At 64.9% G+C, this 15070-nt stretch carries 10 protein-coding genes; 9 read left to right on the top strand and 1 reads right to left on the bottom strand.

The genetic code is table 11. The annotated features are described in order from the left end of the window. The first annotated feature begins 7 nt into the window (after window positions 1–7). Genes ACIPV6_RS02060 through ACIPV6_RS02050 form a run of 3 tightly spaced genes read left to right on the top strand, consistent with a single transcriptional unit; the run spans window position 8 to window position 5029 of the window. A complete protein-coding gene (locus ACIPV6_RS02060) occupies window positions 8–3061 on the top strand; it encodes a hypothetical protein (protein WP_400269296.1) in 3054 nt (1017 codons plus the stop codon). 6 nt (window positions 3062–3067) lie between these two features. Then, window positions 3068–4222, top strand: coding sequence for a glycosyltransferase family 4 protein (locus ACIPV6_RS02055; RefSeq protein ID WP_400269295.1), 1155 nt, complete (start codon window positions 3068–3070; stop codon window positions 4220–4222). Window positions 4223–4231: 9 nt separating this feature from the next. Then, window positions 4232–5029: a PIG-L deacetylase family protein gene (locus ACIPV6_RS02050; protein ID WP_400269294.1), complete on the top strand. Its 798-nt coding sequence runs from the start codon at window positions 4232–4234 to the stop codon at window positions 5027–5029. A 26-nt stretch (window positions 5030–5055) separates the two neighbouring features. Here ACIPV6_RS02050 and ACIPV6_RS02045 read toward each other — a convergent pair whose 3' ends face one another. Then, on the bottom strand, window positions 5056–6162 hold the full coding sequence (locus ACIPV6_RS02045; protein WP_400269293.1) for a glycosyl hydrolase family 28-related protein: 1107 nt from the start codon (window positions 6160–6162) through the stop codon (window positions 5056–5058). A 90-nt stretch (window positions 6163–6252) separates the two neighbouring features. On the opposite strand from ACIPV6_RS02045, the gene ACIPV6_RS02040 reads away from it, so the two are divergent. The 6 genes from ACIPV6_RS02040 to ACIPV6_RS02015 all read left to right on the top strand — a co-directional run bounded on the left by ACIPV6_RS02040 (window position 6253) and on the right by ACIPV6_RS02015 (window position 15067). Further along, complete coding sequence (locus tag ACIPV6_RS02040) at window positions 6253–7551, top strand: SWIM zinc finger domain-containing protein (RefSeq protein WP_400269292.1); 1299 nt, start codon at window positions 6253–6255, stop codon at window positions 7549–7551. Continuing rightward, the gene (locus tag ACIPV6_RS02035; RefSeq protein ID WP_400269291.1) at window positions 7548–9041 is read left to right on the top strand and encodes a DUF5691 domain-containing protein; all 1494 of its coding nucleotides are present in this window, start codon (window positions 7548–7550) and stop codon (window positions 9039–9041) included. The genes ACIPV6_RS02040 and ACIPV6_RS02035 overlap by 4 nt, the downstream gene beginning before the upstream one ends. Then, entirely contained in the window at window positions 9038–10156 is a 1119-nt protein-coding gene (locus ACIPV6_RS02030) for an AAA family ATPase (RefSeq protein ID WP_400269290.1), read from the top strand. The genes ACIPV6_RS02035 and ACIPV6_RS02030 overlap by 4 nt, the downstream gene beginning before the upstream one ends. Window positions 10157–10172: 16 nt before the next feature. Continuing rightward, on the top strand, window positions 10173–12479 hold the full coding sequence (locus ACIPV6_RS02025) for a DUF5682 family protein (protein WP_400269289.1): 2307 nt from the start codon (window positions 10173–10175) through the stop codon (window positions 12477–12479). Continuing rightward, a complete protein-coding gene (locus tag ACIPV6_RS02020) occupies window positions 12476–13672 on the top strand; it encodes a VWA domain-containing protein (RefSeq protein WP_400269288.1) in 1197 nt (398 codons plus the stop codon). Before ACIPV6_RS02025 ends, ACIPV6_RS02020 begins: the two co-directional genes overlap by 4 nt. A 93-nt stretch (window positions 13673–13765) precedes the next feature. After that, entirely contained in the window at window positions 13766–15067 is a 1302-nt protein-coding gene (locus tag ACIPV6_RS02015; RefSeq protein WP_400269514.1) for an MFS transporter, read from the top strand. Window positions 15068–15070 lie beyond the last annotated feature (3 nt).

The raw sequence follows: 15070 nt of genomic DNA, 5'->3' as shown, positions 1-15070 counted from the left end.
GGGGAACATGACTGACACCGTGCATGATGCCGACGTGCAGGCAGCCGCAAGCCATCCACTCACCCAAGAGGGCACCAAAGTAGCTGAAAACAGCGGCTTCCTGTCTGTGTCGGCAGGCGTCGTGGGCGTTGTCAGCTACGCCTGCACGCTGCTCATGGCCAACTTGCTGGCAACCCAGGATTACACCCAGTTCGCGGCTGCCGCGATGCTGCTGGGCGTGGTGGGCATTGTTGCTTCCGCCCTGGTGCCCTTGCCTCTCTCCCACTTCGTGGCAGTCCATCCGGCGGGGTCCGAGGGCAGGCGGGACGGTGTGGCCTTCTCGGTTTTCGTTTCCCTCCTTGCCGGTCTCGCCGCCGCGGGAGTCACCGGCGCCGTGGCCCTGGCCTTCTCCACCCCGCAACTCGCTATGGCGGTGGCTCTCGGGGCGCTGGTCATTTTCCTGGTGGCCGCGCCGTCGGGCTGGCTGCAGGGTGAATTGCGGTTCAAGTGGTACGCACTCACAACCGTTGGCGAGGTCCTGCTGCGGTTGGCGTTCAGCCTCCTGGTTGTCACCCTGGCCTGGGGCGCCGTGGGCGCGGTCGCTGGCTTCGCGATCGGGGCCGTGGCACTCCTCGCGGTGCCGTGGTCCTTCTACCGCGACCTCACGTGGCGGCCCAAGGTGCTGCAGGAGAAATGGCGATGGGCGGAAACTGCCGATATCGCCTCGGTGCTGTGCGTCGTGTCTGTCCTGGTGGGCGTCGATGTTGTCCTCGTGGCGTTCCTCGACCAAGGACCGGCCGGGGCAGGCTTCCAAGCCCTGGCGACCATCGCCAAGGGACCTGTGTACGTGGCAGCAGGTACCGCCCTGGTAGCCTTCCCGCTGCTTCGCACCCCCGGAGTCGACACCCGGAAGGTCCTGGGCTCCGCCTTCTCATCGTTCGCGCAACTCGCCGTAGTGGCTTTTGCCATCATCGCCACGGCTCCACAGGCCCTTGCCGGTGTGATCGTGCCTGAGAAGTACCACGGTTCCCTCGGGCTCCTGCCCTGGCTGGCTGCCGCAGGCCTGGGTTACGCCGTCCTGACGGTGCTGGCAACCATACTTCTCGCCCTGCGCGCCTACCGTCGATGCCAAGTGGGGCTTGCGTGCGCGTGCGTGCTGGTGGTCGGCGGGCTCTGGACCGGGTGGCTCTTCGGGGCCGTGGACGGCATGGCCGTCGGTTCCGCTGCCGCCGCCGTTGCTGCCGCCGTCGTGCTTTTGGTTATCTCAAGACCGGTCCTGAAAGCCGAAACGACCGGGACTGACGTGACGCGGCCCGCGGCCGGTACGCTGGCGCTTGTCCTGGTGCTGTCCGTGGCCTCGTGGTTGGAGCCTGTTGCCTGGCTTGTCCTGGCAGGAGTCAGCGGGGTAGCGGTGCTCGCCCACCAGCGCGGGCTGTTGCAGCTTAGGCGCCCAGGCAACGCACGACGGCGGACAGCCGAACCTGCCGCTTCCACTGACAGCATCTCCAGCGGCCGGAACTCCAGGGTGGCACCGCCTTTGAAGAGCAGCCTCCGCAGCGTCGGAACGGGCGTCGCTGCCAGCACACTCACGGGCTTCCTGGTAGCGGCCTCTGCGGCGTTTGTGGTCCGGGCGGTCGGATTGGGCCGGGGGTTCGAGCTGTGGGTGGATGAACTGCTGTACGTCCAGTTGGGCCAATCCGTCAGCCAAGGCCAGTTCCCCACGCTCCCGGACGGGCCTTTCTTCCTGCACCCGCCCGGCTACTTCCTCCTCGAAGGCGGGGTGATCCGGCTTTTCGGCATCAGCGGGGAAATCGTGGACATCGTCCTGCAATTGCGCTGGCTTAATGCAGCCCTCGGAGCCATCACGGTGGGGCTGGGCTTCGTGCTTGTCCGCCGTTTGGCCGGTTCGGCTGCTGCCTGGCTTGCGGCCATCGTCCTGGCCTTCGAACCTTTCATCCTGCGCAACAACAGCCATGCCTTCCTGGAGACATCGGCCATGACCGCCGTGCTGGCTGGTTTCCTGCTGGTCCTGGGAGGCAATACCGGGTCCGGCAGACGGGCCGCCGTCGTACGCCTGATCGCCGGTGGCCTGTTGCTCGGATACGCGGTCCTTTGCAAGGACTTCTTCATCATCTGCACCGTGGCACCCGTGATCGTGGCGGTGTTGTGGCGACGGACGCTGCCTTGGCGGCAGGCCGCCGTCGTGAGCGCGGTAGCAGCACTCCCCTACGCCGTTTATCTCGCGGTCGCCATAGCCCAAGGCCACCTGCCGGACTGGTGGGCAGCGAAGTCGAGCGGCCTCTTGCGGGCCTCCGGACTTGAGAAGAGCACCGGATTCACGGCTGAGGGATCACCCGACATCGTGGCGCGGCTCCTTGACCAAAGCAGCCACTTCGGCACCAGTTACGTCCTCCTGGCGCTTTGCCCGATCGCTGGGGCCTTGCTCTGCTTCAGTCACAGGGCCGGACGCCGGCTGATCGGCCTGGCCGGGCTCGCCCTCGGGTTCGCAGGGGCCTACAGCGCCGCCTTTGGCACCTTCGAAGAGCAGTACGGATACGGCGTCATGATCGCAGGGGTGCTCTGTTCCGTACTGCTTGTGGTGGAGCTGCGGGAAAGGTTCGTGAGGGGCCGGAAACTGCTGGCCGTCCTTGGCCTGGGATTTGTGGCATTGACCGTGTTCCTTGGTGTCCGGACAGTGCTGACGGTGGACAACGGCTTCGTCCAGGTACGGGACTGGGTCAGCAGCAACCTGCCCGCCGACGCCCGCGTCAGTGTGACCAACAGCACCGCGGAATTCGCATTCGCAGCTGATCCGAGGTTTGGAGTGTGGCCATCTGCGCCCCTCATGCAAGGCGCCGGAGCCAGCTACATCCTCACGCAATCGCACCCCACCAGCCAGGGCTACGGATACGCTACACCGGAAATGCTCCGCTGGCTCACCGCAAACGCCACCCCCATGGTCAGCGTCGACGGCCCTACCAACGGAGCCACCACCCTGTGGTATGTCACCCCGGCCGTCCTGGACTCCGGAGCAACCACCGGAACCGGCATCCCGTCCAAAAACTATGAAACGGAACGGTAGGGCAACGTGAAAATCCTCCATCTTGGCTTCGAGGATCCGGCGATGCCCGGCGCCGGCGGAGGATCCGTCCGCACCCACCAGATCAACCGGCGCCTCGCCAACAAAGGCTTCGACGTGACGGTGCTGACCACGAGGTTCCCGGGGTGGTCCGAACGCGTCCAGGACGGTGTCCGCTACATTCCGGTGGGTTTTGGCCAGGGAAACAACAGGCTCACCCGCCTGCTGGGATACGTTGCACGCTTGCCGTTCGAAGTGCGTAGGCGCCGCTCAACGGTCGACCTCGTTGTGGAAGACTTCTTTGCCCCCTTCTCCAGCATGGCCGCTCCGCTATGGACCAACGCACCCACCATCGGAATCGTTCAGTGGTTGCACGCCCGCGATAAGGCCAGGGAATACAAACTCCCCCTGCACTGGATGGAACGGTTTGGTGTCCGGACCCACCATCGGATCATCGCCGTCTCAGAAGGAATAGCCGAGCGCCTCACCATGCTGAACCCCACATTGCACGTGGATGTCATCGGCAACGGCGTCGATCCCGTTGCGCGGAAGGTACTGTCCAATCGGGGTCGGGACGTCCTCTGTATTGGCCGGATCGAGTTCACCGGCAAGGGCCTGGATCTCCTCGTCGCCGCCTGGTCAGAAGCCGCCGGCTACATTGACGGACAACTCCTCATTGCCGGCACCGGACCGGACGAAACCAAATTACGGGCGGCGATCGACTCCGCAGGCCTTGCCGACCGCGTCCAGTTCCTCGGTTGGCTTTCCGGTCAACAGAAATTCCAGGCAATGGCAGACGCCCGGCTGGTGGTGGTTCCGTCCAGGCAGGAAACCTTCGGTTTGGTGGCTATCGAGGCCCTCGCCGTTGGTACGCCCGTTATAGCCTTCGACATTCCGTGTTTGCGGGAGAACGTCCCGGCAGGTGCCGGGTGCGTGGTGCCCGCGTTCGACGCCGGCGCCCTCGCCCAGGCGATACGGCGCCATTACGACGATCCCGGGCTGGAGAAGGCCGGTGCCATAGGCCGGGAGTTCGCTGCCGGCTACGACTGGGACGCCCTCGCGGACAAACAAGCAACCACCTACTGCTCCGCTCTGGCCGCCCTGAGCCCGCACGGAGCTGCTGTCGCGGATGCCTGCGGCGACCTTGAGAACGCCACCAGCTAGGAGAGCCCCATGCCCATTAAATCCCGCATCGAACGTTCCCTCGAAGGCGACGCTCCGTGGCTGTTCCTCTCTCCCCACCTCGACGACGCGGTCTTGTCCTGCGGCGCCCTCATGGAAGCTCAGGCTCGCGGACGGGAGATCATCGTGGCGACCCTGTTCACGGAGGCAAGTCCGGGACCACACACCCGCGCTGCACGGTCCTTCCTGCGACAGTGCACGCACCGCGTCGCAAGCGAGCTGTTCGAGGCCCGCAGAGCCGAGGACAAGATGGTCCTGGAGTCCATGGGGGTACGCTGCGTTCATCTTGGTGGCGTGGATGCCTTGTTCCGCAGGCGCCGGCCCGCGACTCCCGGCAGCGCCGCCTGGGACAGGCTCCTGCCCGAATTGAGCCACTGCTACCCCACGTACCGTTTCGACATTGCCCTGGGCCGGGTCTCCCGCGCAGACCGCCACATGATGGGCAGGCTCCAAGGAGACGTGGCCGAGCTCATGGCACTGACAGGTGCCGAGCTCCTGTTCTGCCCCGCCGGCGTGGGTCGTCACGTGGACCACCTCATCACCCGCGAAGCAGGGACGGGCCATCCGCGCAGCCTCGTCCTGTACTCGGACTTCCCGTATGACCTGGTATCACGGCCGGACAGCGCCAGGCTTCAACGCCTGGGTTTGGAGCCGTGGTCCTGGGATGTTGGACTCCCGGCCAAACGGCAACGGATCCGCCAATACGCAACGCAAGCTGACGCCTTGTTCCCTGACGGCTATATACCGGCAAGGGCGGAGACCTATTTTGTCCCTGCGTGGAGCCGCTGAAACCCAACCCATGGGCAGAATCCCCGCTAACAGGCTTCCCTGTTGTTGGAGTCAACATTTCCTGAGCCGTTGCCGAGTTGCAGGGTGCCCGTGCGGCAGTGGGTATTGTCCGTGACTTTGATGTTCCGGAGGTCTCCGTGGAAGTCGAGCCACGGACCCGGCATGTCCGTGAAGGTATTACCGGCTATCCCGACGTCGTGCACCGCCGCCTTGCCGTCGTAGTAACCGGTCTGGATGCCATTGGGTGAACCCTGGAACTTATTGCCGGTCACGGTGATGTTGTAGATCTCGAACTTGCCCACGGCCAGTTGCATTCCTGATCCGTGCGGGCCGCCGCGGACGGTGTTGTTCTTGTAGGTCACGTCATGAACGGCCGCCCCGATGGACTGGGCCACCAAGCCGTCGTCGCCGTCAGCTCCCTGGCCCTGGTCGATCGTGTTGCCTTCCACCATGCCGCCGTGCGAGTCGGTGATGTGGATTCCGTCCAGCTGATCGTACGTGCCACTGCTGGCCGCCAGGGTGTCGTTGTTGCGGACGCAGAAGTTGCTGCTCGCCACCACGGCGAGGGAATACGTGAAGGGATTCCTGGTCCGGACGCCCTCAACCAACGCGTTGGTGGAATGCCTGACGTCAACGAGATATTCGGTCAACCGCCCCGAAGTATTGCCATTCAGCTCATTTCCGCTCTGATCGGCCGTCAGTTGCGCAATGGTCACGTTGTTGGCTCCGTTGGTGGTGATGAGGGGATGCCCGCCAAAGGGTCCCTTCCCAGCAAGGAAGCCCGGCCCGGCCTTCAGGACCGTGGATGCTCCCTGGCCTTTGAGGGCTACGTTGTTTTTGAGGACCAAGGGCCGGTCCAAGGTGAAGATCCCTTCAGGGAGCTGGACGATTGCCCCGCCATCGCTTGCGGCATCGTCAATGGCTTTTTGCAGTGCCTTGGAGGTGTCCTCAGGGTCCTTGTAGCCGTCAGCAACGTATTGCTTGACCTGGCTTGCGCGGCTGCCGGGGGCGCTGCAATAGCCGGGGTCCGCTGGTTCGGAGCCTGGTGTGGCAGCGACGACGGCCACGCCCAGGCCTGCCGCAACCACACCGACGATGACCACTACTGCTACCTTCGGGGCAGGCAACTTCATGGCATCACTTTATCCTGCGATTGGAGCAACTTCCGGGCCACGCAGCCGTCTTGCTCAATTGTGTCAGTGCCTTCGGGCAGAATGTTTCCCATGGCGCGATGGGACGAGGCGAGGGTAGTCGGCGCCGCCCCGGACTCATCATCCCTGGCGGCCGCACGTAAGCTTGCCAAGCCCGGCCCTTGGTCTGAAACAGGAAGCAATGACACCTTGGTATGGGGCAAATGCCAAGGCAGCGGGAAAAATCCCTACCAAGTCAGCGTGGACATCGTGGCGCCCGCCTACCGGTGTTCCTGTCCCAGCCGTAAGTTCCCGTGCAAGCACGCGTTGGCCTTGCTGTTGATGTGGTCCCGGGGTGAGGCAGCAGATTCCGGTTCCGCTACCGCGGACTTCGCAGAGGACTGGGCAGCCCAACGGGCGGAACGCGCCACTGCACGGGAGCGCCGGCAGGCACAACCAACCGGCGATCCTGCGGCTCAGGCCAAGCGCTTGGCAGATCGGCTGGAGTTGATGGACGCGGGCATCGCAGATTTTTCCAGGTGGTTAACGGACCTTGTCCGGACGGGACTTGCGGCCGCGCGAAACCAGCCCTATTCCTGGTGGGACGGGGTGGCGGCCAGGCTCGTGGACGCTCAATTGCCGGGCCTTGCCGATCAGGTCCGGAGCATGGCCTCGGACATTCATGGCCGGCCCGACTGGACCAATCACTTGTTCCTCACCGCCGGCCGCTGGTGGGCACTCACCAAGGCCTGGGAAGGGCGGGATGGCCTTACGAAGGACGAATTCGCAGACGTCCGGGCTGCCTTGGGCTGGGCCACGGCGTCGGCGGATGTCCTGGCGGGCGACGCGATCCCTGGACCGTGGCTGGTTCTCGGAGCCCATCGGAGCGACGACGGACGACTGCAGCAGCAGCGGACGTGGCTGCGCGCGCCCGACGCAATGATCGTCGTCGTCCTCGATTTCGCCGGGCAAGGCCAAGGGCTCGCCGTCCCGCAGTTGGCCGGCGCGGTCCTGGACGCGAAAGTGGCTCTCTATCCCGGTTCCGCCCCGCGTCGCGCCATGTTCGCCGGCACGGCTGAGACGCAGGGCCTCGCCACCACCTTGGGGCCGGGTGTCAGCATCGACGAAGCCCTGGAACGCGAGTCATCCGCCGTCGCCGCATCGCCGTGGCGCATACGGCACCCCATACTCCTGGGTGGCGTCAGCTTCGCCCCCGACGACTCCGGCTGGGTCCGGGACGGCTCCGGCAGGGCGCTGCCACTGGTCGACGCACCCTTGGATGCGCTGCTCGCCATCACTGGTGGACACCCGGTGGATGCTTTCGGCGAAATGGAGGACGGTCGCTTCCGCCCGCTCACGGTGGTCGTGGACGAAGCGGTGGTGGCTCCATGAGTTGGTTCGACGATCTTCGGACCACCGCGCTCGTGGGAACAGGACGCCACCCTGTTCCGCCGCTTCCTGACGGGCTTGCCGCCCAACCGCCCCCTGGCCTGACCAGCGAGGAACTGTTGCTTGGCCAGGCTGCGCTGGCCGACGCAATCACCCGGGCTTCAAGGAAAGCGGAAGCCAGGGGTGCTCCCCGGCATGAACCCGCTCCTGCCGATCCTCAACCGGAAGCGAACGCAGAGGCCGCCCGGCTCCTTGACCTGCTGCTCAACCAGTCACCTGTGGGCCAGGAACTGCGGTGGCAGCTTGTGGTCGACTGGCTTCAGCTGGCAGCAGATGCACGACGCCGTGTCCCGCACCGGCTGCTGCCGGCGTTGTTCGGATTGGCTGCAGCCAGGACCGCCGTCGCGGATCACTTGGAGCCTGCCATCGGCGCACGAGGCCGCTGGTTGCAAAGTCTTGATCCCGGGACGCGAGCCGCAGCCGGCCGGATGTCACGGCGGGATGCCGTCGGCCAGGACACAGAGGCGGCCCCGTCAGAAGTGGACTGGGCCGGGCTGGGCAGCGCCGAAGCCGCCGTGGAACTCGAACGGCTGCGCGCCAAGGATCCTGTCGACGGTCGCGTGCAGTTGCAGGCACAGTGGAAGACACTCAGCGCCCGCGACCGGGCAAAGTTCCTGGAGGTCCTGGCCACCGGCCTCAACCCCGACGACGAGCCATTGCTTGAACACGCCCTGGATGACAAAGCCAAGACGGTGCGGGAGGTGGGCGCCGCATTGTTGGACCGGCTGCCGGACAGCGCCCGGGCGGGCCGCATGGCCAGGCGCCTGGAGCCGCTGCTGCACGTCAGGGGCGTCTTGTCCAAGAGGATCGAGATTGACCTGCCTGGTGAGCCAGGCCCGGACGGGCTGCGGGATGGGCTGGCACCACACCCGCGATCGGGTGAACCGGACAGGCTCGCCCTTCTCGACACCATCATTCGTGGAGCCCCGTTGACGGTGTGGTCCTCGGCATCCGGGAAGGACCCCGAGGGCACCGTGAAGCTGCTCAAGGGCGAAGCCCGGATCCTGCGGCAAGTGGCTGCCACTGCGGCCCTGCGCGGCGACCTGCCATGGGTGCGGGCCCTGCTGACAGTCCTCACTGACACTTCGCTGCTGAACGTCCTCCCGGCCGACGAACGGTCCGACTACCTCGCACAGCACATCCGGAGCAGTACGGAACTGACGCTCACGCTGGTTCCCGTGCTGGCTGACATCCCGCGTCCTTGGCCCGCAGACCTGGCAGCAGCCGTGCTCCACCGCATTGCCGAAAAGAACGGCGGACTACTGGCCGCCCGGCTGGCCGGGGTGCTCCCAACGGCGCTTCCACCGGAGGCAGCGGACCGGTGCCGCAGTATGCTTGGGCATTCCGACGACGACGCCACCCGCCGGCGCATCCTCCGCGACGCCATCCAGTACCAATCGTTCCTGCAATCCCTGACGGAGGCCTTCCGATGACCTATGAACAAACTGATGGGCAGAGCGGAACCGATGTTCTTCGTGCCCACGCCGAGGATGCATTCCAAGGCGAACTCGAGGCCCTCGCAGCCGTTGACGAGCGACCCAAGCCGCCGAATTGGCGTCTCTCACCGTGGGCCGTAACGAGATACATCACGGGGGGCACGCTGCCCAACGGCGTCGACATCACGCCCAAGTATCTCGGCTCCGGGCGTTTGGTGGAAATCGCTGTGGCATCCCTCGCCACAGACCGGGCCCTGTTGCTGCTGGGCGTTCCAGGTACGGCAAAGACGTGGCTCGGGGAACACCTCGCGGCTGCCATCTCAGGGTCGTCAACGCTTGTGGTCCAAGGAACGGCTGGAACACCCGAAGAAGCACTGCGATACGGCTGGAACTATGCCCGGCTTCTCGCGGAGGGACCATCCCGGGCTGCCATGGTGGCGGGACCGGTCATGCGCGCCATGGAGACCGGAAGCCTGGTGCGGATTGAAGAATTGACGCGTATACCCTCGGATGTCCAGGACTCCCTGATCACGATCCTCAGCGAAAAGATCCTGCCCATTCCGGAACTGAACTCCGAGGTGCAGGCCCGGAAGGGCTTCAACGTCATAGCGACGGCCAACAACCGGGACAAGGGCGTCAACGATCTTTCCTCGGCCTTGCGCCGACGCTTCAACACCGTGGTCCTGCCACTGCCGGACAGCATTGAGCAGGAAGTCGACATCGTCAGCACCCGGGTGCGCAGCCTCGGCACGGCGTTGGAGCTGCCTGCCGACTTGGCCGCGCTCTCGGAAATCCGCCGGGTAGTGACCGTCATGCGCGAACTGCGTTCCGGTGTTACCCAGGACCAGCGGACCACCATCAAATCGCCGTCTGCCACGTTGTCCACCGCCGAGGCCATTTCCGTCATGACCAACGGATTGTCCCTGGCAGCCCATTTCGGTGATGGTGTGGTCCGTGCCGACGACGTTGCCGCAAGCCTGGTTGGCGCAGTGGTCAAGGACCCCGTCCAAGACCGCGTCATTTGGCAGGAGTACCTGGAGACAGTGGTTCGGAACCGTCCGGAGTGGAAGGACCTTTACCGGGCCTGCCGCGACCTCGAATCCAGCAACTGAACGGGTTCTTCACGCCATGAGTGACGTCCACGTCCTGGGGATCCGCCACCACGGACCGGGTTCCGCGCACTCCGTGGCGCAGGCCCTGGCGGAGCTCCGCCCTGGTCTGGTGCTCGTGGAGGGGCCACCGGAGCTGGACCAGGTGCTGCCCTTGATCGCAGACCACGGCATGGTCCCTCCTGTGGCCGGACTCATTTACGCGGTCGACGAGCCGCGTCTTGCCTCGTTCTACCCGATGGCGTCCTTTTCCCCGGAATGGGTCGCGATCAAATGGGCCCTGTCTACTGGTTCACAGGTCCGCGCGATCGACCTTCCCGCCGCAAACAGCTTCGCGCTGCGGCGCGCTGCAGTCGAAGCGGAAGCCCAAGTGGAAGCCGCGGCAGAATCAGGAGCCTCAAAAGACGGGCCCGTGGCCGAACCGCCGGCATCGGATCGCCAACCATACCGGCCCGATGCCATCGCCATGCTTGCAAGCGCTGCCGGGTACACCGATGCTGAGAGATGGTGGGAAGACGCCGTAGAACACAGAAACACGAGGCCAACCGATCGCTTTGAAGCCCTCATCGATGCGATCGCGGAAATACGGGTCCTGGACGAACGCCCGGATGACCACCCGGATGTGGTGGAGAACCACCGCCGTGAAGCTTCCATGCGGCGGGCCCTGCGCAGCGCAATGCGGGAGGGCCACAAAAGGATTGCAGTGGTCTGCGGCGCCTACCACGCGCCCGCGCTGTTGCCCGACGCCTTTCCGGCTGCTGCAGCGGACAACAGAGTCCTGGCCGGACTGCCCAAAGTGAAAGTCTCTGCAACGTGGGTGCCCTGGACCTCCGACAGGCTGAGCCTGCGCAGCGGCTACGGGGCCGGCGTCAGCTCGCCCGGCTGGTACCAGCACCTGTTCGCGCACTGGACGGAACCGAAAATGGAAGCCGACGTCGCCACTACGTGGCTGGTCAGGGTGGCTCACGCCCTGCGCCGCGAAAACCTGGATGCGTCCACGGCCTCGGTGGTTGAGGCAAGCCGGATGGCGACTCTCCTTGCGGCGGTTCGGGGACGCCCCAGCCCGGGCCTGCCCGAGCTGGACGACGCCACCCAAACCGTGCTCTGTGACGGCTCTCCTTTGCCCTTGGTCCTGGTGCACCGCGAACTCACCATCGGCATTGACCTTGGAACTGTTCCGGACAGCGTCCCCACCGTTCCGTTGGCGGCAGACCTCAACGCCACCCAACGCAAGCTAAGGATGAAAACCAGTGCCATGGAGGAAACCATGGTGCTTGACCTGCGAAAGCCGAACCACCTGGCACGGTCTGTGCTCCTCCATCGGCTCGCGTTGCTTGGCATCGACTGGGGTGTCGAAACGGAAACAGGGCGAACCACAGGAACGTTCAAGGAAGCCTGGACGCTGCAGTGGCGGCCCGAGCTGGCCATCACCGTGGTGGAAGCCAGCCTGTACGGCACCACCGTCTCCGGCGCAGCGGCGACAATCGTCTCTGAACGGGCCCAGTCGGCCGAATCGCTCGCAGAGCTGGGCGAACTCCTGGCCAACTGCCTGCTTGCCGAGCTGCCCGATGGCATTGCAGGGGTCGTCGAGGCCCTTGCGGAACGCACAGCGCTACAACATGATGTACCACCCCTGCTGGAGACCATCGCGCCGCTAGCCCGCACGTGCCGTTACGGAAACGTTCGTGGAGTGGACGTCACCGCGGTTCGGAAGATCCTTGAAGTCACCGCCGTACGGGCATGTGTTGGGTTGCCCGTGGCGTGCGCCGGCCTTGACGATGACGCTGCTGCGACCATGAGGAGCGCCATCGACTCGGCACAGGACGGACTGTCCCTCCTCCCGGACCTCCCCCTTGACGACTGGCATGCGGCACTGATGGCGGTGGCCCGTTCGGAGCGGATCCATGGTTCCGTTGCGGGGCGTGCCACGAGGCTACTCCTGGATGCGGGTGTCATCGACCAAGAGCGTGTTGCGGCAAGCCTGAGCCGTGGACTGTCGGTTGCCACGCCGGCTTTGCAGGCTGCAGCGTGGCTTGACGGCCTGCTTTCCGGCGACGCCACCCTGCTCATCCATGATCACCGCCTCCTCCGGATCGTCGATAACTGGATTGATGGCGTGCAGGATGACGTTTTTGAGGACGTCCTGCCGCTGCTGCGGAGGACCTTCTCCGCCTTCAGCAAGCCGGAGCGCCGGGAAATCGGCGAACAGCTCAGCCGCGACGGGAGCGCGCCGCTCGAAGGGACCGAAAACCTGCTGGACTTTGCCGGGGCAAGACCCGCGATCAAGACCATGACCCGGTTCCTGGGATGGGAGATCACCGCATGACCACCAATCCGGCCCAAGACGACGGCGGTCGTGGACGCCTTGGGCGGTGGCGCCTGGTGCTGGGTGGACACGACGCTGACGGCGTGTCCACGCCAAACGGCCAGCCAGTGGAGCTCTCGGCCGCAGATACCCGGCGCGACCAAGCCCTGGAAGAGCTTTACGGTGAGCCCACCAAGGGAAGAGGCGGACTGGGCGGTTCCAGTCCGAAAGTTGCCCGGTGGCTGGGTGACATTCGAGGATACTTTCCGTCGTCCGTGGTTCAGGTGATGCAGGCCGATGCCATGGACAGGCTGGGCCTGCGGCAGCTTCTCCTCGAACCGGAAATGTTGCGCACCGTCCAACCGGACATCAACCTTGTCAGCACCTTGGTAGGGCTGGGCCGGGTTATTCCGGAACACTCGAGGGAGACGGCACGCTCGGTGGTCCGGCAAGTGACCAAGGAACTTGAAGACCGGCTCCGGGCGCGGACCATCCAAGCCGTGTCCGGGGCCCTCAACCGCTCGGCCCGGACACGTCGGCCACGCCACAGGGACATTGACTGGAACCGGACCATAGCGGCCAACCTCAAGCACTACCAGCCCGCATATCGCACGGTTGTTCCCGAGCGCCTCCTGGGCCATGCCCGCCGCAGTACCGAGATCCAGCGGGACATCATCCTCTGCATCGACCAATCCGGTTCCATGGCTGAATCCGTGGTGTACTCGAGTGTCTTCGGCGCGGTCCTCAGCAGCGTCCGCTCTGTCAGCACACGGCTGGTGGTGTTCGATACCGAAGTCGTGGACCTCACTGAGGACCTCGACGACCCCGTGGATGTGCTCTTCGGCGTGCAACTTGGTGGCGGGACGGATATCAACCGCGCCCTTGCCTACTGCCAGGACCAGATCACCAAACCTACAGAAACGGTGCTGGTACTCATCAGCGACCTGTACGAGGGCGGTATTGCCGAGGAAATGCTTCGCCGGACAGCCTCGATTGTGGGTGGGGGCACCACCATGATCGCCCTGCTTGCCTTGAGCGACAGCGGCCATCCTTCCTATGACTCCAGCCACGCAGCCGCTTTGGCGGGGATTGGGGTGCCTGCTTTTGCCTGCACGCCGGACCTGTTTCCGGACCTGATGGCCGCAGCCATTGAGCGCCGGGACGTCAGCGAATGGGCAGCCTCGCAGGACATTCCCACCACGCACGAAACCTAGCCGCCGCCCCTCCCACAGCCTCTGGCTAAAGGGTGGGAACGGTACGAGAATGAGCAGGTGGCCAATCCTCGTGGTGAAGGACGCGGCGACACCATGAATGATGCCGCCAGGAAAATCCAGCGCGTCTATTTGACGCTGACTTTGGGCAATACCATCGCCGCGTCGTTCATCTGGGGAATCAACACCCTCTTCCTGCTCGATGCTGGCTTGAGCAACCTTGAGGCTTTCGCCGCGAACGCGTTCTTCACCGCGGGGATGGTGCTCTTCGAAGTGCCCACCGGCGTGGTGGCCGATGGATGGGGACGAAGGGTTTCGTTCCTCCTGGGCACCATCACCTTGGCAGCGTCCACCTATTTGTACTACGTGATGTGGCAGATCTCGGCACCGTTCTGGATGTGGGCGGTGGTCTCGGTGCTTTTGGGACTCGGCTTCACCTTCTTTTCAGGGGCGGTGGAGGCCTGGCTCGTCGATGCCTTGCGCTTCTCCGGCTACGAGGGCGGCCTCGAGACCGTGCTCGGCCGGGGCCAGATGGTCCAAGGTGTTGCCATGCTGGTTGGTTCCGTGGCAGGTGGCGTCATTGCCCAGGCCACCAACCTCGGTGTGCCGTTCCTGTTGCGCGTCCTGGTCTTGGTGGCGATGTTCGCCGTGGCTTTGTGGTTGATGCACGACGTCGGCTTCTCGCCGGAGCGGTCAACGCACCCCCTGGAGGCGACCCGGACGGTCCTGGCCGCCTCGATCGACAACGGCCTGAAAAACCCGCCCGTACGGTACGTGATGCTGGCGGCTCCCTTCAGTGCCGGCGTCGGGATCTATGTTTTCTACGCCCTGCAGCCGTTCCTGTTGGATTTGTTCGGCGACCCGAAAGCCTATTCGATCGCCGGACTTGCGGCCGCCATCGTTGCCGGTTCGCAGGTACTGGGAGGTTGGTTGGCGCCGCATGCCCGCAGCTTGTTCCACAAACGCACATCGGTACTGATCCTCTCCAGTGTGGCGGGCACTGTGATCCTGCTGGTCCTCGGGTTCACCCGGGTGTTCTGGGTTGCCTTGGTGCTCCTTGCCGTGTGGGCCGTTGTGGGTTCAGCCGCGATGCCGGTGCGCCAGGCCTACGTCAACGACATGATTCCTTCCAAGCAGCGTGCTACGGTCCTGAGCTTCGACTCGCTCATAGGATCCAGCGGTGGCGTTGTGGTACAGCCCCTGCTGGGGCGGGGTGCCGATCTCTATGGCTACCCGGCATCGCTGGCCATGGCCGGAGTCATAGAGATCATCGCCGTCCCGTTCCTCATCGCCAGCCGGCGGCAGTCGGCCGCGGCCGATCGTTCGACTTCGACTCCGGCTGGCACTGATCAACAGGGGCCAGCACACGACGAATGGCAACCCGGCCCCGCGGCCTAGAAG

It is taken from the genome of Paenarthrobacter sp. NPDC089988, from assembly GCF_044748465.1.
Lineage (GTDB): Bacteria > Actinomycetota > Actinomycetes > Actinomycetales > Micrococcaceae > Arthrobacter.
The sequence above is the reverse complement of the archived record's forward strand: the minus strand, read 5'-3'. Positions and strand labels throughout refer to the sequence as shown.

Excerpts from the sequence above, each read along its gene's own strand:
- ACIPV6_RS02060 (WP_400269296.1), top strand. The coding sequence starts at position 8 with ATGACTGACACCGTGCATGATGCCGACGTGCAGGCAGCCGCAAGCCAT.
- ACIPV6_RS02050 (WP_400269294.1), top strand. The coding sequence starts at position 4,232 with ATGCCCATTAAATCCCGCATCGAACGTTCCCTCGAAGGCGACGCTCCG.
- ACIPV6_RS02045 (WP_400269293.1), bottom strand. The coding sequence starts at position 6,162 with ATGAAGTTGCCTGCCCCGAAGGTAGCAGTAGTGGTCATCGTCGGTGTG.
- ACIPV6_RS02040 (WP_400269292.1), top strand. The coding sequence starts at position 6,253 with ATGGCGCGATGGGACGAGGCGAGGGTAGTCGGCGCCGCCCCGGACTCA.
- ACIPV6_RS02035 (WP_400269291.1), top strand. The coding sequence starts at position 7,548 with ATGAGTTGGTTCGACGATCTTCGGACCACCGCGCTCGTGGGAACAGGA.
- ACIPV6_RS02030 (WP_400269290.1), top strand. The coding sequence starts at position 9,038 with ATGACCTATGAACAAACTGATGGGCAGAGCGGAACCGATGTTCTTCGT.
- ACIPV6_RS02025 (WP_400269289.1), top strand. The coding sequence starts at position 10,173 with ATGAGTGACGTCCACGTCCTGGGGATCCGCCACCACGGACCGGGTTCC.
- ACIPV6_RS02020 (WP_400269288.1), top strand. The coding sequence starts at position 12,476 with ATGACCACCAATCCGGCCCAAGACGACGGCGGTCGTGGACGCCTTGGG.
- ACIPV6_RS02015 (WP_400269514.1), top strand. The coding sequence starts at position 13,766 with ATGAATGATGCCGCCAGGAAAATCCAGCGCGTCTATTTGACGCTGACT.